Genomic DNA, 26,297 nt, shown 5'->3' with positions numbered 1-26,297 from the left:
CTCCTTGGCCACGGTTACTGGTTTGGTTTTCCAGGCTTTCGACGGTTTCGTCGGACGCCTATGGAGTGGCGGGTCCTGATATTGCCAAGTGCCTTCATTTTATCGCAACAAATGCTCAGGGCACCTCTCGGTGGACGATGTGGCGACACATTCCTGTTTGTCGCGAAGAATGCTCGAACGGCGTTTTAAAGAGGTAGTGCTGTGCACGGTGGGTGAGGAAATCACTCGGGTGCGCCTGGAGTTGGCGAAAACGCAACTTTTCGAGCCTGGAATTTCGATCAAGATGATTGTCCACCGAAGTGGGTTTCGTGACTCAAGCCAGCTTTGCGCCGTTTTTTAGCGTGAATTAGGGCTCAGCCTCGGGCAATTCAGAAAAACGCACGTGATCTCATCAACGGCTTAATAGCAATGTACCAGGTGTCACGGAATGGGTTTGTCGAGAACCAGTGCACGAACAAGCTGGGGTGGCGGAGAACCGAACGACAGAACTTTGTCGTGATAGGCCTTAAGATTAAACTTGTCGCCCCACATCTGCTCGGCCTCACGACGTAGGGCCACGTGCTCCAGATACCCGACGAAATAGGTTGGCAATTGGGCGGACGTGATTTGGGCGCGGGTCCACTTCCCAGCCGCTTCACGCTCCTCCTGAAACGCATCCTCTACCAACATTCGCATGCCTTCGCTGCGAGAGCCGCCGTCCACATGGACCGCAAGATCAAGCAACGCGTTGGTCACATCACGCAGATACCATTTCAGTGTGATCAGCTTCAAAAGCGGGTCGTGATCGCGAAACCCTTCTTCGCACATCATCCATTCCGAGTAGACGGCCCAGCCTTCGACAAAGACGCCCGACTGAAAGAGATGGCGCAGCTTGCCTTGGTAGCGGTTGGCATGTGCTAGTTGCAGAAAGTGTCCGGGCATCGCTTCGTGGATCGTCAGCACGTCGATTGATCGGGTGTTGTATTCTCGCAAATGCGAAAGCACTTGTTTGTCGGTCCAGTCTGCAGGCGGTGGCGAGACGGCATAAAACGTGGGCTGATCGGTTTCTAACGCGCCGGGCGAGTCGCAGTAGGCCAACGAGACACCGCGACGAAACTCGGGCATCACGATGATCTCAAGCGGGTCAGGGACCAGTGTCACCACATCGTTTTGGCGAATGAACTCGGTTGCCGCGGCAACCGACTGCCGCGCGGTTTGGACGATCTCGTCTGCCCGTGGCGCATCTTCATATGCCTTTTCCAGTCCGAACCGAATCACGGCACGTCGAAATGGATCGGATGGTTTTTCGGGGAACTGCGTCAGCGGGTATTGATCCCGGTACATCGGCTTTGCGATGGCGTACATCTGGTTATGAAGCTCCTCGATCCGCCGCTCGCCAAGATCACGAATTTCCTGAGGCCGCAAGGGCGAGTGCAATGCGAATGCGAGCTTTTGCTGATAGAGCTCGATCCCAAGCCGGTAGTCACCTTTCGCACCAGGAAGCAGCTCGGATTCCAGCCATTGTTGTTGATTTTGAACAGCCGATTCGGCGGTTCGGATGGCACTGGAGACTCTGTCGCGATCCTGTTTTGGCAACTCATCGAGGAATGGCCGAACATAGTTGTCGATCGACTTCAAGATGCCTGAATTTTGAGCCATCGCGGTTTTTGCGTGCACCTGCGGCACGCGCGGAATATCCAAGATCGATCGGACCTGCTCAAAGAAACGCGGGAACTGCTCCAGACGGCTGGCGACGTTCAAAAGACGGTCGTGACGCGGCGCGAAATCTCTGGCCATTAAACTGTACACGGAATCTCCACTGATCCCGGTATAGATCAGTGGGTTCCATTTCCACTCTTGCAGTTCCGTGGCCTGCCATTGTTTGTACTCGATCGACTGTTTTAAAAGCGCGAGGTCGACTTGATTGGCGCGGGAGAGCTGCTTCGAATCGATGCCATCAAGTTGTTTGTCGAAGTCAGAGAGCCATTGGAATTTGCGATCTCTGGCCGCCTGGCTTACATCGTCAAGCTTCCCATCAAACCGATGGTCGCCCAAGGAAGTCGCCTGCACGGGCGAGAATTCCGCGAATTGGTCGATATACTGCTCGCCGAGCCGTTCAAACTTAGTATCTGCGATCGAGTCTTCCGCCAAGAGCGCGGAAGCCAGAAACAGTGACACCAGTAACACACAGCCTATTTTTGTCATGACCATACCGATTCCTTGCTCAGACGGACGCCCAATGATTGATCAGACGCAAGATTGGAATGGGGGCATTATACTCATCACTCGTTGGTGATTTGCGACAATCGATTCCCAAAACACGCAACGCTCTTGCACAAAGCAACGTTCACGCCCTTGTTTGGCTATCCCGGCGGCGCGAACCTAGAGATCTTTGATGTCCTGCATGAGTTTGGGATTCGCTGCATCCGTACCGAGCATGAGCAGGGCGCGGTCCATGCCGCTCAGGGGCTATGCCCGTGCGTCCGGAAAGGCAGGCGTCTGCCTAGCAACGTACCTGACCCAAAAACAAGGGTTAGCCAAAGCGATCAATCGAATGCTTGCCGACCCTGACGAGCCCTACTTGCTCGATGTGACTGTGGAAGCAGAAGAAAACGTTTACCCGATGATTCCTGAAGTTTTCACGTACAAGGATATCATTATGGGGCCAGAGGATTTGACGCAGCGTGCAGGAGAGAACCAGGGGAGTAATATCTAGTCCTCTCTATCAAAGGCAAATGATTGATCACAATACACGAGAACAGCTCGTTTTCCTGAAGTGGGATTTGCTTCCAGCCTGTCGACACTGGAATGACCGGCCGGAAGCCTATCCCATTGAATTTCCGTTCGTTGCTTACTAGGCCCAGTCCTCCATCTCAGCCAAGGCACCAAGTCAACATGACGAACCACATGAATAGTCTCTTTCGCCTGCTCACGCTTCTTTTGGTGATCGCAACCGCGACAACCGGCAACTCCAAACCGCCGAACATTGTTTTGATCCTCTCCGACGACCAGGGTTACACCGACTATGGTTTCATGGGGCACGAGGACATCGAAACGCCGAACCTTGACCAGCTCGCCAAAGAGAGCACGTTGTTTCGGCGTGGCTATGTTCCAACCGCATTGTGTCGCCCGGCGCTATCGACACTGATCACGGGACTCTATTCGCATCAGAACAAGACGACCGGAAACGACCCCGCCCGCACACCCGCAAACCAAGCTCACGCCGAAAAGGCGGGTAAAGACGCTCGCGAGCTGCTGCTCACCCATATTGATCGCACCGGTGCCTTGCCTCAATGGCTGGCCAAAAAGGGTTACGTCAGTTTTCAGAGCGGAAAATGGTGGGAAGGTTCATTTGAGCGCGGTGGTTTCACCGAAGGAATGACCAAGGGGTATCCGAATCCGGGCGGACGACATGGTGATGCGGGGCTGGCGATCGGGCGCGAAACCATGAAGCCGGTCACTGAATTTATCGATCGCAGCGTGGAAGCGGAAAAGCCATTCTTTCTTTGGTACGCACCGGTGATGCCACACACACCACACAATCCGCCCGCTCGGCTTCTTGACAAGTACCTGAAAAAGGGAGTGCAGGAACGGATCGCTCAGTACTACGCGATGTGCGAATGGTTCGACGAAACCTGCGGTACTCTGTTGGACCACATCGACAACTCGGGAATTGCCGACGATACGCTTGTCATTTACGTCACAGACAACGGCTGGATCCAGAAGGAAGTGGGGGGCTACGGACCGCGATCCAAGCGGAGTCCCTACGAGCTCGGCACACGAACGCCGATCATGTTCCGCTGGCCCGGAAAGATTCCCCCTGCGGATCGTCCCGAACTTTGTTCGTCGATTGATTTTGTGCCGACCGTTTTAGCAGCCGCCGAAGCAGAAGGTCCGCACGATTTCCCCGGACTGAATCTGTTGCCGCAATTGAAGTCGGGCGAGGCCGTCGAACGCGATACAATTTTCGGCGAATCATTTGCCCACGACATCGCCGACATCGAAAACCCCCAAGCATCGCTCTTGTATCGTTGGGTGATCCAGGGGCATAGCAAGCTCTTGCTGACGTACGATGGAACGCGAGGGTCGATGAGGTATCCGCCGGAAAACGCCGAGCCTCAGCTCTACAACCTGAAAGACGATCCGAAAGAAAAGGAGAATCTTGCTGAGGCGAATCCAGCAAAAGTCGAGGAGCTCAGTGCATTGCTGGACGAGTGGTATATGCCCAACCAACGTCAAGCCGGCAAGTTGGCCCCTACTGCTCGCTAGACACGGTCGAGGCTATCAGCCTCGGGCCAATCGCCTCAGGCCAATTCTTCCTCGAGGCCTGTGCCTCGAATGGCGTGGACTTAAGCCCGTAGCGAACGTCGCCAAGTCTTTCGTCCACCCCGTTTTTGCAGGGGATGCCGAAACTCTTGGCGAGTTTCGCTACAACGAAATCGCTTAACTTTACGCCATTCCGGCTTACCTCAATCGAACACTATCTACAGAGATTAACAATGCAAAGATTTAGAGTTGAGTATTTATCGGCTTCGTTAATTGTCCTCTGTGCCTTTTCGGCGACCGCGTTTGGCAAGGAATCAGAAAAGGAAGGGAAACTGCCCAACGTTGTTTTGATCATGGCAGATGACCTTGGGTGGAAAGACCTTCACTGCTACGGCAACGAAAAACTTGACACGCCCCACCTGGATCGGCTGGCAACGCAAGGCTTGCTATTTACAGACGCCTATTCGGCGGCTCCCGTTTGCACGCCAACACGCGCGGCGTTGATGACGGGAGAGTCACCGGCTCGCCTGAACATTACCAATCACGCCGGAGGGCACCCCGAAAATTTTCAAAAGCCTGGGACGGATTTGATCACACCGACTTGGCTGCGACTCCTGCCTCTGGAGCGGGTTACCCTGGCCGAGCAACTCAAAGCCGCTGGGTATGCGACTGGATTCGTGGGCAAGTGGCATCTCTCCCATCGCAGCAGATCAACGTCCAATACCGACGCGGATCATCCGACTGAACCGGAGTTGCGGCCTGAACATCAGGGCTTCGACATCAATATTGGAGGCTGTCATTTTGGCGGGCCTCCAAGCTATTTCAGTCCGTACGGAATTCCCAATCTGCAAGGGAAAACCGACGGCGAATACCTGCCCGATAGGTGCGCCGAGGAATGCATCGACTTTATCAAATCCGCCCAAGCAGATGAGAACCGGCCGTTCTTTCTTTGCTGGTGGAATTACTCGGTTCACTATCCTTTCCAAGCTCCCGCCGATTTGACCGCCAAATACGAGCAACGCAAAGGACCGGGCGTCGAGAATCCGACGTATGCGGCAATGATCGAGGGCATGGACACATCGATTGGCAAGCTAATCGATGCAATCGACCAGCAGGGCCTGGGCGAGGACACCCTGGTGATCTTTACGTCGGACAACGGACCGTTCGGTGCCAACGTTCAACCACTTCGGGCGGAGAAAGGTTACCTGTATGAAGGCGGTATTCGAGTCCCGATGATCGTTCGCTGGCCTGGTCACGTCAGCGAAGGCACGCAAACTTCGACGCCGGCGATCACCATGGACATTCATGCAACGATTCTTGACGCTGCAAATCTGAAAGCAGATCCATCCAATACTCCCGATGGAATCTCTCTGTTGCCGTTGATTGAAAACGAATCAGAATTGAAACGCGAGTTGATCTACTTTCACTATCCCAATTACGCTTTTCACAAACAGAATCGACTGGGAAGCGCAGTTCGCTCAGGTGACTACAAATTAATCAAGTATTATGACGATGATTCGATTGAACTCTATGACCTAAAAAGCGATATCAGCGAGTCGCGAAATCTCGCTGACGAAATGCCAGAAAAGGCCGAGCAACTTCGATCAGAGCTGGAATCATGGCTGAAAAAGACCAACGCCAGTCAGCCACAACATGCAAAGTGATGTCCTGCCCAACGTCTTGCTGCTGTCCATTGGGATTGCTTGGGAAAAGTCTGAATCATCCACACACTTCGCATCGCCAACGCGCACTCAGTCTGTTTTTATGAATGACTTTGAATTGTCGGTTGGCAGGTTGGACGAGTTCCGTCTTGTTGTATTGATGGCGACTTGTTGAACAACGAATCATGGCTAACACATTGAAGAAAAGCTGACTCGTGAAAAATAGACTTCGGCTGGTGTTGATTTGCTTAACCGTGTGGCCCCCTACACGTCCGGCGTTTACTCCAACTATCAGGACTGGCGCGAGGCGATTCCGAACCACCGAACGATCGGATCCTATTTTCGCCAGTACGGCTACTTCAGTTCCGCTGCTGGCAAGATCTTCCACTATCACATGGTCGATCCCGAATGTTGGGACGAATATTGGCCGTCGCAGAAGCAAAACATGCCCGACGAAGCCTTTCCCAATTTCACCAAATCCACGCTTGCGACGGCGGATAACCGTCCACGCAGCGAACCCCGGTGGGTAACGCTGTGAAGTATTTTTCCTCATAGGGATTCGTGCTAATTTAGCGTAGCGGAAGTCGTCAAGACTTTCGTTCCATGGTGGATGCCCCCCGAAACTCTTGACGAGTTCCGCTACGAAATGCTTCACAGCGTTGGAGGGGCGTGCGCCACGCGACCTGCATGTAGAACAGGTGATCGCACTCGATTATGATCAATCGCCATTTTTTACAACCGAAACGTTGTCGATAAAGATTTCGGCATTGGTTGCGTTGCCAAACAAACCCGGGCTGCCTTGATGGTTCGGCGCTTCATCGGTCGCCGTCAAAGTCCACTCGGTTGGTTCGGTTTGATCCCGTGGCCACACTTTGCCTTGCACGATCGCTTCGCCATTTTCCACTTTAGTTTGGACCTTGATCGTGTACCAAGTGTCTGCACTCCACTGCAGCGGAACACTCTTTGCCATGCGAAGTTGAGCAGTCCATGTGCGAATTTGTAGTTGTTGCGACTCGCCCATCAAATCGAGCGTGTAGCGTCCGTTGATCAGCCCAATATCGGGAAGTTTCGATGATCCCGCGGCAGCTTTGACATCCGCCGTGACGGTGTAGCCGCTTAAATCTGAGGGCCCCATCCAAGTTTGGCTGCGGGTTCCTTTGGGGATTGTCGTGATCTTTACCATCGCAGGATTGCCGTCAATCACGCGAGCTTCGTGACGATAGCGAGCTCCGATCCAAGTCACCGGGACTTCGCCCGAAGAGAAGTCGAACGTCCATGGCAATTCAGGAATCACACGCAAACGAGCTTGTTGAGTGATTGAGCCACTGTGCACGGTCACGATCGCGGCTTGGTGTGCATTCGTTGCAGAGGAATGGAACACGCCCTTTGCATCGACCGTGCCACCGTCCCCTGCCACTTCAAACGTCAAGTCGGTTGGCAAGGAATCAAGTCGTTGGCCTAGCGAATTGAAGGCGACCACTTGCAGCGGCAACTCGCTGCCTTGGCGAACGATCGCTTCGGCGGGGATCAACTGCAACTGGGCGACTTGAGTGTTTTCGCTGACAGGGCGTTCCGTCGCAGTGGGTTCTACCGGGCCCATGGTTGGTTTCACGTCCTCGGACCCGAGACAGAACAGGCCGCCGGTGGTGGGTAAATAAATCCGCCCATGCGACACAATCGGTGATCCGCCCACGTCGTGTCCACTCGGCAAGCGAACTTTGAACAGCGTTTGGACGCCATCTTCGCTGGGCTCCAACACGTAGAAGTAGCCCGTCGCGGTGCAGGCATAAATTTTTCCGTCGGCGTACAGCAAAGTACCTCGCATCGCGGTGCCCAGTTTCAGCGGCTTACCAATTTCTTCACCGGTTTCTGCGTTCAGTACATGCAGCCGCGAGGAATCTTCGACCACGTAAAGTCGGTCGTTGACTTTCAGCGGTGAGCTTTTTCCCACGGTCAATTCTTCGGTTCGCCACTGCTCGGCCGAGGCCGAATCGAGCGATGCGAATTCGCCATCGATGCGGACGACCGCGCCCATTGCCGTTCCCTCGGGGTTTTCTTCGCCATGCCCGGCGTACACTTTGCCTTGGTTATCGACCGTGACGCTGGTGTTGATGCCGCGACGCGACAATGCCTCGTGCCAAAGCACCTTGCCCGTGCGAGGCTGGATCGCATGGATCGTCCCGTCACCAGACCCGGTTACCAAAACTTGTTGACCATTGATCACCGCGATCGCCGGCGTGCTGTACGTTGTATCTTCGGGCAACGGACGCGTGCTTGTGATCCAAACGAGTTCACCTGTTGTTTTATCAAAGGCCATGAATCGGTGAGCCGGTCGTGCGGTTTCGTCCCAACCCGTGGTGACACCGCTGATGATGACGAGGTTTTCAAACACGACGGGCGAGTTTGTCCGGCCCCCGTAGGTGCTTAGCATCCCGTACTCTTCGCTCAGTGAACGATCCCACTGCGTTTTGCCGTTTTCGCCATCAATGCACTGCAGCAAACAGCATGCACCGAGCGCATACACGCGATTGGTTTCGGGATCACCACAAACGTTGGACCATCCCACGCGTTCGGCAGGAACGTCCGAGAGAAACACGTTGTAGATATTCTCCCAAATGACTTCGCCGCTGATGGCATCGAGACAGATCACCTTTTCGGCGTCTTTGCGGGTGCCTGGTGAATCGCGAACGATGGTGTAAAGTCGTCCGTGCATCACGATCGGAGTCGAAATGCCAGCGGCCTCTTCGCTTTTCCACAAGACGTTGCTGCCCTTGCCGCCTTTGGGATCAAACTTTTCAATCAGCCCGGTCTCGTACGAGCTGTTATTTTGCTGCGGGCCTCGCCAATTAGGCCAGTCCATCGGATCGATATCCGCAGCGGGTGCCGAGTTGGCACCAAGCGTCATCGAGAGCAAAGTGGTCGTAAGGGCGAGAACGAAACAGGTGGGAAACAATCGGAGGTGGACGAGCTTGCGTGGTGATGCAAAAGTGTCCAGGAGGTGCCAGTGAGCCACAGAAAGGGTATCCGACAACATGGTGAGTGACGTGACTGAGGCAATTGCAGCCGCCACGCGAGCGCCGCGTGGACTAATTGGGGCCGCTTCGGAAAGCGTTTTGCAAGCCCAGTCATCTTCGTCATAGAACGATTGATAATTGATGCGAGCTGTCGCGGTGTCAAGGGAGTTAGACAAGAAACAAGGAAACTCAATTGCAAAAACGGTTTGATTTGATCGGAATCGGGGTCTCCGTTCTCGACACAGTGATGGTGGTTGACGGTTTTCCCGCCGAGGAAACCGTGGTTCGAGCCAGGCAGAGAGCGGTCGGGATCGGTGGCGGCGTTGCTGTGGCCACCGCGACCGTCGGTGTGCTCGGTGGTCGTGCAGCATTTGCCGATTTACTCGGTTTTGATCCGATGTCCGAGTCAATTTTGGCAGCGTTACGCGCCGCATCCGTCGATGTGGCGGGGGTTCGCCAGCTTGAAGACCAAACCGCTTCGGTGGCGACCATTTGGGTCAACGCCGCGTCGGCGTCGCGGACGATTGTGTTTTCACCGGCGAGTGAACGTGAGTTGCCCTGGAGCGACGGATTGGCGGAGGCCGTTGCCGCGTCAAAAATTCTTCATCTCAATGGGCGACACTTGCGAACCTGTTTGCAGGCGATCGAGGTTGCTAAACAGCACGGCACACTGGTTTCGTTCGATGGCGGTGCCCATCGCTACCGCAGCGAGGTCCTGCCGCTTGTCCAAGTGAGTGACATTTTGATCGTGTCGGAGCATTTTGCTTTCGAACATTTCAAAGCGATAACAAAATCGTATGCCAAGGTTTCGCCGTCTGAATTGGTCTCGTTTCTGCAAAGTGAATTTGACGCGAGTTGCGTCGGGGTGACTTGCGGTGAACGCGGCAGTTGGATTGCCGAGACGGATCAGACGCCCTGGCATCAATCGGCAACCCGAGTCAATGACGTTCGAGACACCACCGGTTGCGGCGACACGTTTCACGGTGCCTTCTTGTTCGCTTGGGCCAAAGGATGCTCGGCACGTGAGTGTGCCCGCATCGCGTCAATCGTTTCGGCGCACAACGCCACCGAGTTAGGTGCGTTTGCATTTGATGCAAACAAGGTATCTGCGATCTTAAGCACCTGCCGGTAAATCTGCGAACCGCTCCGAAAACCGGTAGCGGAAGTCGTCAAGACTTTCGATCAAACGCTATTGGGACCAACATTCACGCACGAATTCCGCTACGACAGGATCGTGCTTACAGGCCCATGAACGGCAGCAGATACCACAGACCGAGCGTGAGCGCGAATCCAACAATCGACACGACTGTTGAGATCACCGTCCAAGTCGAAAATGTTTGCTTCTCGGTCATCAGTAAATACCGGCTGACCATCCAAAATCCACTGTCGTTAACGTGTGACACCGCGGAGGCTCCTGCTGAAATGGCAAGCACGACCAATGCGAGCCTTGGTTGTGACAGACCGTCCGTCATCGAGCTCATCAAACCAGCCGCCGTTACCATCGCCACCGTCGCAGATCCTTGTGCGAGCCGGACGAATAAAGCAAAGAGGTATGCCAGCATCAAAATGTTTAGGCCCCAGCCTTGGCATAGATCTCGCAAAGCATCGCTAACGCCGCTCTCGCCCATGATTCCTTTGAACACGCCGCCTGCGCCAGTGATCAGGATGATGACTCCCGCCGGGCCGAGCGACCTGGTGGTGACCTCCATCAACTGAGACTTGTCATAACCGCGGGCATACCCGAGAAATACTAATGCGGTGACCGTTGCGGTCACTAACGCGATGATAGGATGCCCGAAGAACGTTAGTAATTTTGTTCCGATCCCAGCTTCGGCAATCTTGCTCGCAATCGCGCCGGCGTATTCGTCGCGTGTCAGCCCCGCAGCCAAGTCCCATGCCATGTATTCCTTTACGATCGTTCCCAGCAAGATCATTGCGATTGGCAACCCGATCAATGCCAGGACCGATGCGAAGCTTGGTAACGCGTTGTCATCGACGGTTACCGAATCGTCGAGTAGTTCGGGCGGAGCAATGTAGAGACGATCCGCCATGCCACGAGGGACAACGATGCCGCCGATAATCGCGGTGGGAAGTCCGACGAGGCATCCCAGTACAATGACCCAACCGAGTCCCACGCCCAATTCGTATGCGACCCAAACAGGCCCAGGCGTCGGGGGCACAAAAGCGTGCGTGACCATCAGTCCTGCTAACAGAGGCAGCCCATACGTCAAAATCGATTTGCCGGTGCGACGTGACAATGCGTAAATGATTGGGGCAAGAATCACCAGTGCGACATCGAGGAAGACTGGAATCGAAATGATAAAGCCGGTCAGCACCATCGCCCACGGTGCACGCTTGTCACCGAAAAATCGAATCAGCGACTTTGCTAGACTTTGAGCCCCGCCCGAATTTTCGAGCAAGGCACCGAAGATCGCCCCCAGCCCAATGATCGAGGCAATGAAGCCGAGACTCGAGCCCATGCTGTTCTGGATATGATCGCCGATGGAGGCAAGTTCCAGCTTGCCAACGCCGCCAGTCAGCTCTTTCGATGACCCGACGGCCACGAACAGACTGGCCAGAATCAGAGCCAGGAAAGCCTGCATGCGAAGCTTGAGAATCAGCACGAGCAGCAACACAACTGCGATGACCAACAACGAAATCAGGTAGGCCAATGAAAGCTTAGGTGTCACGGTCTCCCCAAGGAGGATCGGCATCATCGTTAACGGAATCATTTCGCAGAGGTCTTTCGTTGGACTAGGTTGGATTCGTTTGCAGGCAGTGGCTGGTTGACGTTCGCAAGCAACGCTCGTCTAGCACTGCCCGTTCGGGAGTTGTTTTGGGGGGGATTGGCTCTTTTGTGCCGACAACGCTCGCTGCGGCTTGGATTCAGCAACGACGGCGGGCCTACGAGAATAGCACATTTCTCTCGTCGAAAGTGCCCTGGTAGGTGTTCACGGGCCACGACTTAGGAATCAATGGGGTAAGCAGGTAGGCAGGAATCATTGGGGAAATCCCGTTAGCCGTTTGGGCCAACGCTGTGAAGCATTTTAGGCTGCTTGGTTTTGATGGAATTCGGCGAGTTTTTTACGTTCTTCCATGTTCAGTTTTCTTATTTCAGGATCGCCCAACGGTTTCTTGTGTGGGTTCTTTGGACGGTAACGCGCCTTCTTGTCCGTGCCCGCTTGATAGGTCTGGACGAGGGCTTGCGACAGGCTGTGCAGCATGTTGTCACTCGCACTGCAATATTTGTCGAGGCGACGCATGCAGCGTCGCAAGCAACGCATCGTGTTGGCCAAACTTCGTTTTTTCGGATCATAGTCGACTTGCTCGGGAACGTCTTGCTGTTCGGGAATCTGTTCTCGCAGCGCCAGCAGTTCGGCAATCGCCATCGCGCGAATCGACCAGTCCAGTTCCGCCAATGCCCGATCGCTGTTGCGGCAACGTAGTTTGTGCTTGTCAATGGTTTGTTTTAAGCCGCGGAATTCGACTTCGATTCCCCAACGCATTTTGTAGTAACCAATGAGCTGCTTGTGCCTCAGCTTACGAGCGCTCAATACGCTCGTAAGCATCCACATCTTCGTCTTGCCAACTTTCACTTTCACCAGACGCAGCTTCAGCGGCGGGGCGCCAGATTCCATCCTCCCCTTGGGCCAACACAAGACTCGACCTCCACCGAGTTGCTTGATATCAGCCTGCTCGCTGAGCAACTTCACGTTCGCTCCGACACGAACAAGGAAGTCACCACCGGCAGCCAGGATCGCACTCCACAGAGGATAACCTACGAAGCCCGCGTCACCACAAAACAGTGTCTTTTCCGGGAAAGTCTCTTCCTTAAGCATCTCCACGACGTGGCCTCGTTCGCTTGAGTTCGATGGCCCCAAACGCCAAGTCCACGGTAGACGAAGGCTCATGTGCCACATCATCGTGACCCAGATTTGAGGTTCTTGTGGCTGAGGTTTGTTCTTCTGGTTCCGCTTCCGTCGCATCCCCTTGGACTTCTTCTTTCCGTATTTGGCACGCACGCCGCGGCCATAGTTGGGTGCACAAAAAGCTTTCTCATTGGCGGCCGTTCGCGGGACCGTCACGCGTGACCCATCGAAGCCGATCAGTACCCAGTCAGCGGACCTCCAAAAACGTCCGCCCACTTCCTGGGCCAATGACTGATGTCTCTGGCGAAGCCGCGTCGTGAACAGCGATTCGTAGCGATCCAATGCGTTCATGAAGGCCGTGTAGGTTTTGGCGGTGCAGTGAAGCCCCAGCTCTTCACAGATTTCCATCGTCTGATCGAAGGCATCGGTGACGTTTATCTCATTTTGCCAAGACCAGATGAGTGCCTGGATCGCCAATTCTTCGGGCATCCATTTGATATTGCCATGAAATGTATCTTTGGTAAACAATTCACCTTTGGGAACAATCCAACGACACACCTCGTTGAAGATCGTCTTGTTCTTGCGACGAGATTGGCGGTTAGGTTTGCGACGTTGGTTTTGCTTACTACGTTTTGTCTGCTTCTTGCGACTCATGGCCAGATTCCTTTCTGACTGAAGTGTTTCAGTTAGTGTTTGGGGGGAATCTGGCTTTTTTTATATTCGGAGCTTGGTGAAAACCCCGCTTTTTACGTGCTCAAAATGCTTCACAGCGTTGCGTTTGGGCGCTAGCCCCGGTTCAGCGCCGGAACCGTGGCTAGCGCCAAAACGGCCAATTTACTGAAAGACTCCTGCCTACCTGCTTAGCGAAACTGGCGGCGTGGCGTGTGGCCACTGAGGTCACGGTTATTCAAATTCGACGTTGTACAGCCTCGCTGCCTGATCATCAAAGAACGTAACATCAAGTGACTCGCCTGCGACGATCTGAACGAAGCCACCGCTGGGCTCGGGCGATGTAAAGGGCTGACGAACTAGCCCTTTGGGATCCGACCCAAATTCAGCGCCGGGCAGCACGCCCATTCTCGAATTCTCGTCGTTGAGTGCTCCACAAGAAAACTCGTTGATGCCGGATGGGTGGATGCTGTGGTATTGCCAATGGCGGTCGCCGCAGACCAAAAACAAGTTTCCGATTTGGTTTTCTTTCACCCAGTCAAAAAATTGATTGGCTTCGTATCGAAATCCTGTTAGCGTCGTATGGTTGTCGTTTTTGTAGCCATCGTCTGGGCCAACCATCGGAGTCGGGCTGAGCAACAGCTTCCACTTCGCATCACTTGCCGCGAGCGTCGACTTTAGCCATTCACGCTGCTCGGTTCCCCACATCGACTTGTTGGGCCCGTCGGGTGAGTCATTCGCACTGCGATAGTCGCGGCCTTCGGTCAACCAGATTTGCAGATCGCGGCTGACACGAATCGTGCGATAAGACGATGGCGATTCGGCGTCCGACGGTGCAAGTGGCAACTGTTCATGGAACATGTTGATTCCGGTCTCGGCCGACGGCAGTTTGTTTGTCTGTGGATCGGAATCATTGAAGCGAAAATCGTGATCATCCTTGGACCAGTAGGCCGGAACGTGTTGCAGGAATTCGATCATGCGGGGAAAACGAAATTGCTCGTGCCAGCATCGCCGCAATTCTTCGACCGTCTTGGCAACTCGGAATGGGTTGTCGTAGTAAACAATGTCTCCCGTGCCGACAAAAAACTCGGGCTGCAGTTTTTTCATCGACGCGAAAGCTGGAAAGCCCAGTTGTTTGTCTGCGTTGGTTGCTGTTAATGGTCCGCTCGCGTTGCCTGCTTTGCCGTGCATAAATTTGACGTAGTTCATGCAGCTGCCGATCACAAACTTGACTGGCCGGGCAACCTTTGCACCAGGCAAAGTGCGGAACGAGCACGTGAGACCAAAGTCGAGTTTAGCGTCGGATTCGCCATACACGGTTCGATAAAAGTACTGAGTGTCAGGGTTGAGCCCCGTTAGCGATGCACGGACGATGAAGTCGTGCTCAGGTGAAGCGGATTGAAGTGGCGTGCGAGAGGCGTCCTCGAAATCGTTGCTCTGCGACCACTGGAAACCGGCAACGCCGAGGCTGCCGGGTAGATCGCCTTGGGGATTCAACGCAGTTCCCTGGGTCAGACGGGTTTGCAACAGCACCGACGTATCCGTGACTTCGCCTGCCATTGCGCCTTGGCCCAGGGCGAGGCTGCGATCGTGGACTTGCGTGTCGCTGGTTGAGACGGGTTCGGTTGCGATCCCAGCGGTCGGTGAAAACGAAACCCACCACGGTGCCTTGCCCGCGAAAACCGAATCGGATTGCGTCAGTTTCCCGTCGTCTGCAATTTGATAACAAACCAGTTTGCCCGACTTTTGTCCCGCTGCCACCAAGTATTGTCCATCGGGCGATAGGTTGAATGATCGAGTCGTTGATTCCGTTGGCACACGATCGATCAACGAAATCAAGCCCGTTTCGGAATCCACTTCGAAGGCAGCCAAACTGCCGTGGCCTCGGTTGGCGACATATACGAACTTGCCCGACGGATGTACCTCGACGTGCGAGGTGGTGCCTTTGGCGTCATCCGGCACACTGGATACGGTTTGCCGTTCGCTAAGTGTTCCCGACTGAGCGGCGAACTCATAGACGCTAACACTGCGGCCTTGTTCGTTGCTGCCATAGGCAAAGTTTTTGCTGGGATGAAATCCTAGGTGCCGAGGTCCGACGGTTTGTTCACGCACAAGCTTCGGCGGCATGTTGGGTGACAATTGTCCGGTTTGCTCGTCCAGACGAAACTGAGTGATACAGTTGGGCCGGGTATGGGGCACGAACACAAACTTTCCGCTGGGATCGATGGCCACGCCGTGAGCACGTTCGTCGATAGTAAGCGTCTGCACAGGTTCATTCGAAAGCCGGCCTTCGCCCAAAATTCGATGTACCGTGACTTGTCCAGTCGCGTAATACGAAGCAATCAAGAAGCGGCCCGAGGGTGTCACGCTGAGGTAGGACGGTTTGCCAGGAACCACGACACTTTGCAGTGGAGTCAGCCCATCGGGTGTGTCGCGGACGACGATGATCGAATCAGGGTTGGCGCAGCCGACGTACAGGTTGCGACCCGTCGAATCAAAACGGGATGTGCCCGGATTGGCTTCGATCTCCGTTTGAGATTTCAAATGCAATTTGCCGCTGCCATCGACCGCGAATACATCCAGTCGCCGATCGCCGCTGACGGAAACCACGACACGGGCATCTTCCGCGATTGAAACATTGGCGAGTAGTGCTGTGAGCGTAAGCAGCAAGATCGCCACATTTCTCGTTGCGGAAATAGCGTCGGTCAGCGCTGCTTTCGCGGTGCGAAAGGTGACGATGTTCTTCCAGTTCATTGGTTCTTTACTGTTAAGGGTGCCGGGGCCATCATTACATCTATTTGTTGGCCCCGCTCAACCTGCCGAACTTTTCTCGATTTTAACGGAGTTGTTCTCCTCGTTCGCCTGTCAAATTCGCTTGTTTTTTCCGTATTTGTCAGCCTACGTTGCTTGGACGGGTTGTTTTAGAAGATGCCACCGCCGCCCATGCCACCGCCGAATCCGCCACCGCCAGAGTTTTCGAATCGATAGTCGCTTCGCATCTGTTCGAGCATGCGGTCACCGACGATGCGTTTCTCGCGATCGTGTTCAATCGTGAATGAATACTCGAAATCGTAGGCGTTGCTGCCAAAACGATCCGCAGGAATATCGAGATCCCAACGCAATATTCCTGTCGGTCTTTGCATTCTTAGGTAGAGCGGATCGGTAGACAATTGATTCGCTGCGTCCGCCGCCAGCGTGACGCTGATGGATTCATTTTGGGTCGCCAGCGGAATGCGGTCCAACAAACGGATGGGGATCACGGTGTTGTGATAGTTTGAAACGACCAGCCGGTATTTCAGAGCGACGCGTTGGTTGCCGCCGTGGACCGAAGAATCACGCGACATCAATTCTCGCCGCGTTCGGACTTGGCGGTCGGCACCAAATCCGATTCGGAATCGTTGTCCCGCCGCAGTGGGCGGCAGCGTCGTTTGGCCGATGAATTTTTCATCCAAATAAATGTCGGCATCGCCAGCGATCAAATTTCGGCCGATTGTGTTCTTTAAGTCCGCTTCGCGAAAGGCAAAACTGCTCAATAGCGGCGTGACGACATAATTCAAATCACCAAGCAACGTGTCGTGAGTCACCGCAACGGTTTGGCTTCCAAGTCGACTAGGGATTTCGATGCGGTTGGCAATGTTGTAGTTTTCGTCGCTGACGTTCGATCCCGCGTCCAAGGCGATATCGCGTTGAACTTTCGCAGGGGCCTCGAGTTCGGCGATTTGTTTCAGTCCCGACTCTGTGTTTCGCGTGATGTCGCGGTGCCAAACCATTTGGTCTTGCCAAGCAGGGATCTCCAATTCATCGGAAGCAAACATCGCGGTTGCGGGAGTTGACGCTGGCGCTGTTTCTGAAATGCCAACACGTAACGGAGTCAGACTTGGGCCGGCGGAGTGCACGTCTGGCTGAGCCGTCGATAGCGTCAGACGAACGTCGCTCCAGTCTTCGCCACTGTTTTGCACAATGACACTTTCGAAGTTGATCAAAAAATCCGATTCGCCTTTGTCATTGCGTTTGCCTCGGACGGTGTAGCTCGGCATCCATCTGACATTGGTGACTTGATAATTAAAACGCAGCAGACCGCCGTCGGGTGACATTACCTCGATCAACGCTTCGCTTGTATTGCTTCGCTGATTGTGGATCGATTCGATTTCCGCCCGATTGACTTCGATTGCCTTGGTTAGATTTTCGATCTCGGTCTGCTGTTCATATAGTTCGGTCGCTAAGCGACGTCGCCGCTCCATTGTGAAATCGGTGAGTGCGGTAACCGATTGGACGTCCAGCGTGGCACGGTCCAGATTTTCAAGCGTTTTACTCGCCGAAAAGTCGACAAGTTTCTCTAGCGTGATCAAGTCCTGTTCGATCACCGTAGACGACTGTTTTGCTTTGTTCAGTTCGCGTAGTAATTTGTTGTAATCGTCGGCGAGTGTTTTTACTTTTTCCTCGTTCTCGTGCGACAGCGAATTGACCGGCATCACGCGAGTCGAGCGAATAACGCTGCCAGATTCGCACTGTGAAAATGCAGATCCCTCTACAAAACTTGCGGGAATATGGGGCACCCGGATTTGTTGCAATTTTGCAGATGCGGGGACTTCGATCCGGCGAACGACACTCGCTTGGTCACGGTACAGCGTGACGGAGTCAATCGTGTCAGTGCTCGCCACGATCTCTTCGGCGGCGCTGGTTTGATTGGCGTTGAGGACAATCCAATGGAATGAGATGGCCCATGCGATGGTTATCGCGAGTGAATTGGTTCTGAACGAGAGCATTGTGGAATCCTTGTTCGCGACGTCAATTTCTGGATTGTTGAAAAAGTGAATCGAGGGATTGCATTTGTGCACAAATCGTATGCAGCAAATTGCAACACATTCAGCAAACTTGATCACGCACCCCAACGCAGTGCATGAAAGATATTCTCGATACGGTGGTTTAATGCACTTGGAATGCCAATTGCTTGTTCGGTGTTGCGATGGAGTTCAGATTCACCCCGAACTACGAATGGCTGCCATGATGCTTTCTAAACCGCGTTGTCGATTCATTGTCGTAATGGGAATGGTTTTAGGTGCGGTGTCGGTTGTCGATGCTCAATCGGTGATACCGACCGACGTGGTGCGTGGAATTCAAACGAACTCTCACAAAACGAGAGAAGGTGGCGAAGTGGCCTCGTGGCAAATCGATCCGTTTATGACCGAGCAGCAGGAAGCGGACATCTTGGCGTTTCTAAAGGAGCCATGTCGATTCGCTTGGGATGACGGTCTCACATTGCGTCAATTAACACGAGACATGTCGACCCGAGTTGCCACGGAAATTGATGTGCGGGCGTTGGAAGAGATAGGGATCAAGGAAAATCTCCAGCTGGTTTCCAAGCGACGAGAACAAGCAAGTTTTGAGTTTGCCGATGTAGATCCTTTTGCTGGTCCGTCGCAAACGGAATTGCAGAGTCGTGATCCGGCGGCCAGTTCGAGAACGAGTGTGTTGGGCGTTGCGGGCAATCACACTGGAGCCGTTCCGTGGTGGCGAAGTTCGATGGAAACGAGCGGTCTGGATTCGAACGGACAAGGCGTCCAGTCGCTGAGCGTCGGCGCGACAGTGACCCGCTTGTTAGAGCCGTTCGATTTAGTGCTCTCAATTCGTTTGGGGAGTTTGACGGTAACCACACAAGAAGGTGCAGAGGAGAAATTGTGTATTCGCGTTTATGACGTCACGCCACTGGTGGGACGCAAGGGTGAGCCGGAAATGACATCGAAACAGTCGGGGGCAAGCGCGTGGCGGCCCTCTTATGTCAATCGCGTCGAACCACTGATGCAGGTAATCGAAACGAGCGTCGACAGTTCGACTTGGGAAGCACTTGGGGGTCCGTCCACGATGTCACTTATGACGTGTCGCTCTCGGCGATGGTTGGTGGTTGCGGCCACCTCACCCACGCACTGGAAAATCCAAGCGATGTTGGATCGCCTGAATCGTTAGCACCGCCGGAACAATTGCTGACGTAGCGAAACTCGTCAACGGCTTGTCGATTCGATAGGAATATAGATTGATATCGTGAGCCGTGAGCCGTGAGCCGTGAGCCGTGGGACACCGGGTAATGCGTAGAACCCGGCCGCTTACGCGTCACGGCTCACTAAATCAAAAAGCCGTCAAGAGTTTCGACTTGTGCGGCGATTCACAAAAATCTTGACGACTTTCGCTGTATGAACCCTCCGTTTAGCGTCAAAGTAGATGGCATTGCCGTGCCGACATCCAGCGGAACTTGCCAACCGCCGAGGGGTTGAAACGTGCTATGGCCTCGCTGACTTGCCACTTCTCTTCTTAGTTTTTGGGACTGTTCTTGTGAAATCACTCCATCTCATCGCCTCTGCTGCCTTTGCCGTGACTGCTATTGTTGGTGTTTCCAGCTCGGCCAAGGATCTAGATTCAGGCTGGCCACAGTGGCGTGGCCCCGAAGCGTCGGGGGTAGCACCGACGGGGAATCCGCCAACTCGGTGGAGCGAAACCGAGAACATCCGCTGGAAAATCGAAGTCCCGGGTGTCGGCAGTTCGACCCCAATTGTGCTTGGCGACCGCGTCTATGTCGCGACCGCAGTGAAAACCGATCGGATGAAAGAGGGAGCGGAAGCGGCGGCAGAGCCACAAGCAACGGAATCGTCCGAGCCACAGCGACCCGACCGAGGTGGAGCTCGTCCAGGTGGAGACCGTTCCGAAGGCGGGCGACCGGGCGGTTTTGGTCGCGGTGACCGTGGCGGCCGCAGTGGCCGGGGTGGCGGTGGACGTGGATTCGGTGGCGGGGCGGCTCCGACCCATTATTACGCGTTCATGGTTTTAGCCTACGACCGAGCCAGCGGAGCGGAAGTTTGGCGTAGCACGGTGACCGAGCAAGTGCCTCACGAATCCGGACATAACACCAACACGTTTGCATCAGCATCGCCGGTTAGCGACGGACAGCGGCTGTACGTTTCGTTCGGATCGCGAGGCGTTTACTGCTTGGATCTGAACGGAAAAACATTGTGGAGTCGCGATCTGGGCAAGATGCAAACACGAGCTCAATTTGGCGAAGGCAGCTCGCCTGCGGTTTTCGGCGACACGCTCGTGGTCCCCTTTGATCACGAAGGCGAATCCTTCATCGTGGCATTGGACACGAAATCGGGTGAAGAGCGATGGCGACAAACTCGCGATGAACAAACAACTTGGTCGACTCCTTTAATCACCGAATTCCAAGGACGTACACAAGTGATCACCAACGGCAGCAATCGAGTTCGTAGTTACGACTTGGCCACGGGCGAATTGATTTGGGAATGCGGCGGCCAAGCAGGCAACCCGATTCCGTCGCCCGTTCGATTCGAAGACAACGTAATTGTGATGACCGGATTTCGAGGCTACGCGATCTATTCGATCCCGCTAGACAGCAAAGGAGACGTCACGGATAGCGAGACAATCACGTGGATCGAAGAGGACGCGGCTCCGTATGTGCCATCGCCACTGCTGTATCAAGGCCAGCTCTATTTCGTCAAAGCCAATAATGGCGTTCTGGTTTCACGCGATGCGAAAACTGGCGAATTACGGATTGACCAAACTCGATTGCCCGATATTTCAACCGTCTATGCGTCGCCAGTCGCGGCGAACGGGAACGTTTATCTGACCGGGCGTGATGGCACGACGGTGGTTTTGAAGCATGGAAAATCGTTTGAGGTCATTGCCAATAACAAGCTCGACGAGGAAATTGATGCCTCGGCGGCCATTGTCGGCGACGAGATCTTTTTCCGCGGCAAGCAACACTTATACTGTGTCGCCAAAGAGTGATGATTGTCGCGTTTGCTCGTTGCGAAAGTAGCGATGGTCGTCCGGCTCGTCACGCTCGTGGTGACACCATCCACTTTACGCTTTAAAGCTGCGAAGAATACTGATGAAAAAAGCGATTCAGATCGAAGGTCTCTGGTTCACTCGCGACGAGGAAGGCGCTGGCTGGAGCTGTGAAACGGAGATCAAAGGCTGGAACGGCCCGCAAGAGCTTTGCGATGTGGTGATCGAAATCGACACCGAAATGCACGACGGTTTTTCTTCGCAGCCGTTGGTCGCCGACCTGGAGCCGACCGAGGCTCAGATCGCGGCGGTCAAGTATCTGCTGAAAAACCAGTCGCGAATCATTGAGCGAGTGCTCGATGCGTCGCTGCGTTGGGCTCGTTATTTCATGGAAAACAATGAGGATTGGTTCGATGAGGATGAGACCATCGAATCGGTTTCCGATTTGCGTGATAACTTGGGTGCGCTCGAAATCTTGGTCAGCCCGCAAGCGGTGGACGGCTTCGCTTGGATTGGATTCAGTACCGATTGTGAGTGGGACGACGAGCACGGGCTCGGGATTGCTGTTTGGAAAGACACGGTGATCGATGTCGGGCATGCCGATGTCGCGTTCTCAACTCCCTACGGCGGCTTCGACGAAATTCTGCCCATCGAAGAAAAGGAAACGCGTGAAAACGTGTTGAGTTCGCTTGAAGAGCAAGAGCAGCAAGCCGAAGCGGAGTACCTTGCCTCGCTGCCCGACAGTGTCAAATTGGTCCAGGCAATCTGTATCGGCGATCAAGATGAAGTGCAGCGATTAAAACAGAGTGGTGCGCGGGTGAACGACACCCCCGCGACTTTTCCGGCACCTATCTTTATGGCGATGCAGTCGCAAAACCCAGCAGTGGTCGCCGCGATGATCGCCGAAGGAGCGTCGTTGTCTGTCAAAAACGACGAGGGTCAAACGCCCGTGGAGTTTGCCCAGCAGATGATCGAGACTTTTTCGATGAGCTCGCGGATGCCATTTGGTGATCCCGAGCTGATGAGAGAAATGATCTCCGAATTTCTTGGCGAGGACGTTGGCGATCCGTATGACATGGTTCAAAACACGTTGAACGAGATTCGTGGCCTGGGCGGCGAATTGGCTGATGCCGCAGAAGAGGTCGGCGGGATGTTTGATCGTTTGGCAGGCGGAGATTCTGAAAGCACGCCAGAAAGTTCGCAAGATTCGGAGCAGCAGGAAGCTCTCGACGCACTTCAGCAAATTCTGGAAATTGTAAAGCAAGCCAAGTGAGGAGCCGCGGAGAAAGGCCGGGCACTCTCTATTTCGCGTCTCGCAATTGCATGATGCGGATCGGGTGTTTGGGATCATCCGCCAGTTCGACTTTGTGCTCGGTATAATGCCAGCCGTGCTTTTGAATCCACTCGCGGAATTCGTTGGCGATAAACCGGTACGGATCGCTTAGCAGCACTTGGCCTCCCGTGGCTAAATGTTGCCGCAAACAAACGTCAAGCTCGGGCCACAATTGACGTAAGTACGTCACGTCGCTGCCAAGAATGATCGGAAACGATTGATCGTCGATGGTGTCGATGCCAAATCGCAAACGCTGGACGATGCATTGATCGCGCAGCTGCCAAACGCTCATTCGCACCAGCAATAGCGGGTCCTCGACGCCATCGGTCAGCGTGACATTTGCGCCCCGCAGCATCGCAGCGATGCCGGCGTGTCCGGTGCCGCAACCCAATTCCAGAACGGGAACGTCTTTGACGTCGACTTGATCGAGGTAGCGATCCAGCCCCGCCGCGGCTCGCCATGTGGTCGCCCAGAACGGATCGATCACCCCTTCTTCGCCAGCGTCTTGGCGTTCGCAGGCTTCGATCAGCATGCCGTCGGGGTCCGCCGCAACGGCCAGCTTAAATGGTTGGTTGGCAATCGAAGTCGCGTCCCATTGCCAGGCAAATTTCTCGCTAGCGGCGGCTTCAAGTTCGTCAAGCGTTTGGGTGTTCAGTTCGGAAGTCATGTTGGGGCTATTGCGATTGCGCGGCATGAAGAAGACGTGCCGCTTCGACGGCAAAGTAGGTCAGCACGCCATCGGCACCGGCACGCTTAAACGCCAATAGGCTTTCAAGAATCACCTTGTCGCGATCGAGCCAGCCATTGTTCGCAGCGGCAGACAGCATCGCGTACTCGCCACTGACTTGATAGGCGAATGTAGGGACGCCAAAGGTGGACTTCACGCGGTACACGATGTCCAAGTAGGGCATGCCAGGTTTGACCATCACCGTGTCGGCGCCTTCGGCCAGATCGAGTGCGACTTCGTGAAGCGCCTCATCGCTCTGGCCGGGGGATTGTTGGTAGGTGCTCTTGCTGGCCTTGCCAAGATTGCCGGACGAACCGACCGCGTCTCGGAACGGGCCATAAAACGAACTGGCGTACTTGGCTGCGTACGACATGATTTGCACATTCGTCTTTCCGGCGTTTTCCAATGCACCTCGAATCGCGCCGATCCGGCCGTCCATCATGTCGCTCGGTGCGATGATGTCACAACCCGCGTCGGCTTGCACCAACGCTTGTTGGCACAAAACCTCGACCGTTTCGTCGTTGATCACGTACGAATCGCGAACCAGCCCGTCTTGGCCATGGCTGCTGTAGGGGTCCAAGGCAACATCGCAGATCACACCGAGCGAATCGCCCGCTTCTTGTTTGATCTTGCGAACGGTACGGCAAACGAGGTTTTCGGGATTAACGGCCTCGGCGGCGTCGGGGGTTTTCAGTTCACTCGGCGTTGCCGGAAAGATCGCGATGGCGGGGATGCCCAAACTGCATGCCAACTCGACCGCGGCCGGGATCTGGTCCAATCCAAGACGGTCCACGCCTGGCAAGCTTTCGATCGGTTGTCGTCCCTCACCGTCGAAGACAAAAATGGGCCAAATCAAATCGTCAACGCTCAATTGGTTCTCGGCAACAAGGCGTCGAGACCAGTCATGGCGGCGGACGCGTCGCAGGCGAGTGGCGGGGAAATTCCCGCGAGTAAATTGGCTCATTCGTACGAGGGGGCTCGGAGAGGGGCTCGGTTTTCGGGGCACAGGATTCACGTATCTTAGGCAACCGGTGCTGGTTCATGTACCCAGCGTCTGACCGCGGCAGATGCGGATCGCTGGATTTGCCCCATGCGTCCAGCCCGTGCGTCCCGATTGTGTAGCCAATCAATCGCTGGTAAAGCCGCTTGCTCTTGCCGCCAAGTGGGCGATGATGTTGATACAATGTGGTCCACGGGGGCTCTGTCCGCCCAAGGACATCCACTCACCTTCGCTTTCCCCAATTGAACCTGATGCTGATGAATCTCAATACTTTCTTCTCTCAACGACTGGTTGCTTGTATCGCATTGGTCGCCGGTTTTGCCTTGCAGGCGTCTGCTGCCGGTGATGCCAAAGTCCTTTCGGCTTTGTTGATTGACGGGCAAAACAACCATAAATGGCAAGAAACCACACCACTGATCAAGCAAACTCTGGAAGCATGCGGGCGATTCAAAGTTGACGTCGCCACCACGCCAGAAAAAGGGGGTGACATGAGCACGTTTGCCCCGAAATTCTCGGACTATGACGTCGTCGTCTCTAACTACAACGGCGAACCGTGGAGCGAGGCGACGCAAAAGGCCTTTGAAGACTACGTCGCGGGCGGAGGCGGTTTTTGCTCCGTCCACGCCGCTGACAACTCGTTCCCGAAATGGTCAGCCTACAATCGCATGATCGGACTGGGAGGCTGGGGCGGCCGCAACGAGAGCGATGGTCCCTACGTTCGTTGGAAAGAAGACCAGCAAAAATTCACCCGCGATACTTCGCCCGGTTCAGGCGGAGCCCACGGCAAACGCGTTCCCTTTGCTGTCGTCATTCGCGATCGCGAGCATCCGATCACCAAGGGGTTGCCGGGTTCATTCATGCAAACCGCCGACGAGCTGTACGCAAAATTGCGTGGTCCCGCAGAGAATATGAATGTGCTGGCGACTGGCTTTAGCACCAAAGAAACGGGCGGAACCGGCGAACATGAGCCGCTATTGATGAGCATTCAGTACGACAAAGGACGTGTTTTTCACACCACTTTGGGGCATGACGTCAATGCCATGAAAGGACTTGCGTTTCAAGTCACGCTGCAGCGTGGAACCGAGTGGGCGGCGACCGGAAAGGTGACGCTGCCCCCCGTCGATGCCGAGACGTTGACTTCCGACCAACCCGCACTTCGTGATCCCGCGGCGAGCAGCGAGTCGGCCTCGAGTAACGATGTTTCGTGGGACTCGATCCCCGATATCAATGGCAAAGGTTGGGTTTCGCTGTTTAATGGCACCGACACCAAGGGCTGGACTCAAAAGAACGGCACCGCAACTTACCGTGTCGAAGACGGAGCCGTGGTCGGAAAAACGTCCGAAGGAAGTCCGAACTCGTTCCTGTGCACTGACAAATCGTTTGGCGATTTTGAGTTGACGTTTGAAACGAATGTCGACACCGGTTTGAACAGTGGTGTGCAGATCCGCTCGGTTAGCACCAAAGATTTCAAAAACGGTCGAGTTCACGGTCCCCAGGTCGAAATCGAAGCGGCACCGGGAGAATCGGGCTACGTCTACAGCGAAGGAACCGGACGTGGCTGGATCACCAAGGAACAGCCGAACAAGGATGCTTACAATAACAATGACTGGAATCGTTTCGTCGTTCGCGCGGTGGGTGATCGTATTCAAACTTGGGTCAACGGAACCAAAATCGCCGATTTTTCGGACGCGGAATCAAGCAAAGAGGGCTTTTTTGGACTGCAGGTGCACGGCATCGGCAAGGGAACGGGACCATTCCAAGTTCGCTGGAAAGATATCCGCGTTCGTGAACTGAAATAAACGCCCGGCGTTTTGCGTCGGGGGCGATAAAAGCGGCGAAAAGTGCGTTTTTTAGCTCAAGAAAATTGAGCTTGACGCGGACAGGCCGGTTTCGCACAATCCCCGGTCGCTCGTAATTTATGAGCGGTTTGCCAGTTGTTTTTTTGCTAGCAAACCGTTCAATTGCGTTGCAATGGATTGCATGAT

Annotated in this window: 19 protein-coding genes; 11 read left to right on the top strand and 8 right to left on the bottom strand. The window is 54.6% G+C overall.

Features of this window, described 5'->3' with window-relative positions; genetic code table 11:
- Window positions 1-88 precede the first annotated feature (88 nt).
- The gene (locus SH528x_RS34815; RefSeq protein WP_442508015.1) at window positions 89-340 is read left to right on the top strand and encodes a helix-turn-helix transcriptional regulator; all 252 of its coding nucleotides are present in this window, start codon (window positions 89-91) and stop codon (window positions 338-340) included.
- 80 nt (window positions 341-420) lie between these two features.
- Here SH528x_RS34815 and SH528x_RS34810 read toward each other — a convergent pair whose 3' ends face one another.
- Window positions 421-2,184: a DUF885 domain-containing protein gene (locus tag SH528x_RS34810; RefSeq protein ID WP_442508014.1), complete on the bottom strand. Its 1,764-nt coding sequence runs from the start codon at window positions 2,182-2,184 to the stop codon at window positions 421-423.
- A gap of 87 nt (window positions 2,185-2,271) precedes the next feature.
- Here SH528x_RS34810 and SH528x_RS34805 point away from each other — a divergent pair, with 87 nt between their 5' ends.
- The 5 genes from SH528x_RS34805 to SH528x_RS34785 all read left to right on the top strand — a co-directional run bounded on the left by SH528x_RS34805 (window position 2,272) and on the right by SH528x_RS34785 (window position 6,444).
- A complete protein-coding gene (locus SH528x_RS34805) occupies window positions 2,272-2,550 on the top strand; it encodes a thiamine pyrophosphate-binding protein (protein ID WP_442508013.1) in 279 nt (92 codons plus the stop codon).
- Window positions 2,435-2,695 (top strand): hypothetical protein, encoded by a 261-nt coding sequence (locus tag SH528x_RS34800; protein WP_442512251.1) that lies wholly within the window; start codon window positions 2,435-2,437, stop codon window positions 2,693-2,695. The genes SH528x_RS34805 and SH528x_RS34800 overlap by 116 nt, the downstream gene beginning before the upstream one ends.
- Window positions 2,696-2,886: 191 nt before the next feature.
- Window positions 2,887-4,248, top strand: a complete 1,362-nt coding sequence (locus SH528x_RS34795) for a sulfatase family protein (RefSeq protein ID WP_442508012.1) — start codon at window positions 2,887-2,889, stop codon at window positions 4,246-4,248.
- 230 nt (window positions 4,249-4,478) lie between these two features.
- Entirely contained in the window at window positions 4,479-5,909 is a 1,431-nt protein-coding gene (locus SH528x_RS34790; protein WP_442508011.1) for a sulfatase, read from the top strand.
- Window positions 5,910-6,150: 241 nt separating this feature from the next.
- Window positions 6,151-6,444: a hypothetical protein gene (locus tag SH528x_RS34785; RefSeq protein ID WP_442508010.1), complete on the top strand. Its 294-nt coding sequence runs from the start codon at window positions 6,151-6,153 to the stop codon at window positions 6,442-6,444.
- Window positions 6,445-6,624: 180 nt separating this feature from the next.
- Here the strand turns inward: SH528x_RS34785 and SH528x_RS34780 are convergent, their stop codons facing one another.
- Entirely contained in the window at window positions 6,625-8,811 is a 2,187-nt protein-coding gene (locus SH528x_RS34780) for an outer membrane protein assembly factor BamB family protein (RefSeq protein ID WP_442512231.1), read from the bottom strand.
- A 302-nt stretch (window positions 8,812-9,113) separates the two neighbouring features.
- On the opposite strand from SH528x_RS34780, the gene SH528x_RS34775 reads away from it, so the two are divergent.
- Window positions 9,114-10,052: a carbohydrate kinase family protein gene (locus SH528x_RS34775; protein WP_442508009.1), complete on the top strand. Its 939-nt coding sequence runs from the start codon at window positions 9,114-9,116 to the stop codon at window positions 10,050-10,052.
- 106 nt (window positions 10,053-10,158) lie between these two features.
- On the opposite strand, the gene SH528x_RS34770 is transcribed toward SH528x_RS34775, so the two are convergent.
- The 4 genes from SH528x_RS34770 to SH528x_RS34755 all read right to left on the bottom strand — a co-directional run bounded on the left by SH528x_RS34770 (window position 10,159) and on the right by SH528x_RS34755 (window position 18,224).
- Window positions 10,159-11,652: a GntP family permease gene (locus tag SH528x_RS34770; protein WP_442508008.1), complete on the bottom strand. Its 1,494-nt coding sequence runs from the start codon at window positions 11,650-11,652 to the stop codon at window positions 10,159-10,161.
- Window positions 11,653-11,967: 315 nt separating this feature from the next.
- Window positions 11,968-13,443 (bottom strand): transposase, encoded by a 1,476-nt coding sequence (locus SH528x_RS34765; protein ID WP_442505179.1) that lies wholly within the window; start codon window positions 13,441-13,443, stop codon window positions 11,968-11,970.
- Window positions 13,444-13,692: 249 nt separating this feature from the next.
- The gene (locus tag SH528x_RS34760; RefSeq protein ID WP_442508007.1) at window positions 13,693-16,212 is read right to left on the bottom strand and encodes a beta-propeller fold lactonase family protein; all 2,520 of its coding nucleotides are present in this window, start codon (window positions 16,210-16,212) and stop codon (window positions 13,693-13,695) included.
- Between the two features lie 167 nt (window positions 16,213-16,379).
- A complete protein-coding gene (locus tag SH528x_RS34755) occupies window positions 16,380-18,224 on the bottom strand; it encodes a mucoidy inhibitor MuiA family protein (protein WP_442508006.1) in 1,845 nt (614 codons plus the stop codon).
- Between the two features lie 238 nt (window positions 18,225-18,462).
- Between SH528x_RS34755 and SH528x_RS34750 the strand changes: the two genes are divergently transcribed.
- The 3 genes from SH528x_RS34750 to SH528x_RS34740 all read left to right on the top strand — a co-directional run bounded on the left by SH528x_RS34750 (window position 18,463) and on the right by SH528x_RS34740 (window position 22,525).
- A complete protein-coding gene (locus tag SH528x_RS34750; RefSeq protein ID WP_442508005.1) occupies window positions 18,463-19,422 on the top strand; it encodes a hypothetical protein in 960 nt (319 codons plus the stop codon).
- Between the two features lie 363 nt (window positions 19,423-19,785).
- Window positions 19,786-21,252, top strand: coding sequence for a PQQ-binding-like beta-propeller repeat protein (locus tag SH528x_RS34745; RefSeq protein ID WP_442508004.1), 1,467 nt, complete (start codon window positions 19,786-19,788; stop codon window positions 21,250-21,252).
- Window positions 21,253-21,355: 103 nt separating this feature from the next.
- Window positions 21,356-22,525: a DUF6985 domain-containing protein gene (locus SH528x_RS34740; protein ID WP_442508003.1), complete on the top strand. Its 1,170-nt coding sequence runs from the start codon at window positions 21,356-21,358 to the stop codon at window positions 22,523-22,525.
- A gap of 28 nt (window positions 22,526-22,553) precedes the next feature.
- On the opposite strand, the gene SH528x_RS34735 is transcribed toward SH528x_RS34740, so the two are convergent.
- Together SH528x_RS34735 and hemB are read right to left on the bottom strand one after the other, a co-directional pair.
- The gene (locus SH528x_RS34735) at window positions 22,554-23,252 is read right to left on the bottom strand and encodes a class I SAM-dependent methyltransferase (protein WP_442508002.1); all 699 of its coding nucleotides are present in this window, start codon (window positions 23,250-23,252) and stop codon (window positions 22,554-22,556) included.
- Window positions 23,253-23,259: 7 nt separating this feature from the next.
- Window positions 23,260-24,276 (bottom strand): porphobilinogen synthase, encoded by a 1,017-nt coding sequence (gene hemB / locus SH528x_RS34730; protein ID WP_442508001.1) that lies wholly within the window; start codon window positions 24,274-24,276, stop codon window positions 23,260-23,262.
- Window positions 24,277-24,569: 293 nt separating this feature from the next.
- Between hemB and SH528x_RS34725 the strand changes: the two genes are divergently transcribed.
- Entirely contained in the window at window positions 24,570-26,111 is a 1,542-nt protein-coding gene (locus tag SH528x_RS34725) for a family 16 glycoside hydrolase (RefSeq protein ID WP_442508000.1), read from the top strand.
- Window positions 26,112-26,297: the final 186 nt, after the last annotated feature.

Origin of the sequence: Novipirellula methanifontis (assembly GCF_052161655.1) — a bacterium.
Classification (GTDB): domain Bacteria; phylum Planctomycetota; class Planctomycetia; order Pirellulales; family Pirellulaceae; genus Novipirellula.
Note: the sequence above shows the minus strand (reverse complement) of the source record. Positions and strands in the feature narration are given on the sequence as shown.

Coding starts and splice junctions, on each gene's coding strand:
- SH528x_RS34725 (WP_442508000.1), top strand. CDS start 24,570: ATGAATCTCAATACTTTCTTCTCTCAACGACTGGTTGCTTGTATCGCA.
- SH528x_RS34800 (WP_442512251.1), top strand. CDS start 2,435: ATGCCGCTCAGGGGCTATGCCCGTGCGTCCGGAAAGGCAGGCGTCTGC.
- SH528x_RS34765 (WP_442505179.1), bottom strand. CDS start 13,443: ATGAGTCGCAAGAAGCAGACAAAACGTAGTAAGCAAAACCAACGTCGC.
- SH528x_RS34790 (WP_442508011.1), top strand. CDS start 4,479: ATGCAAAGATTTAGAGTTGAGTATTTATCGGCTTCGTTAATTGTCCTC.
- SH528x_RS34810 (WP_442508014.1), bottom strand. CDS start 2,184: ATGACAAAAATAGGCTGTGTGTTACTGGTGTCACTGTTTCTGGCTTCC.
- SH528x_RS34735 (WP_442508002.1), bottom strand. CDS start 23,252: ATGACTTCCGAACTGAACACCCAAACGCTTGACGAACTTGAAGCCGCC.
- SH528x_RS34770 (WP_442508008.1), bottom strand. CDS start 11,652: ATGATTCCGTTAACGATGATGCCGATCCTCCTTGGGGAGACCGTGACA.
- SH528x_RS34760 (WP_442508007.1), bottom strand. CDS start 16,212: ATGAACTGGAAGAACATCGTCACCTTTCGCACCGCGAAAGCAGCGCTG.
- hemB (WP_442508001.1), bottom strand. CDS start 24,276: ATGAGCCAATTTACTCGCGGGAATTTCCCCGCCACTCGCCTGCGACGC.
- SH528x_RS34755 (WP_442508006.1), bottom strand. CDS start 18,224: ATGCTCTCGTTCAGAACCAATTCACTCGCGATAACCATCGCATGGGCC.
- SH528x_RS34780 (WP_442512231.1), bottom strand. CDS start 8,811: ATGACGCTTGGTGCCAACTCGGCACCCGCTGCGGATATCGATCCGATG.
- SH528x_RS34750 (WP_442508005.1), top strand. CDS start 18,463: ATGATGCTTTCTAAACCGCGTTGTCGATTCATTGTCGTAATGGGAATG.
- SH528x_RS34740 (WP_442508003.1), top strand. CDS start 21,356: ATGAAAAAAGCGATTCAGATCGAAGGTCTCTGGTTCACTCGCGACGAG.
- SH528x_RS34795 (WP_442508012.1), top strand. CDS start 2,887: ATGAATAGTCTCTTTCGCCTGCTCACGCTTCTTTTGGTGATCGCAACC.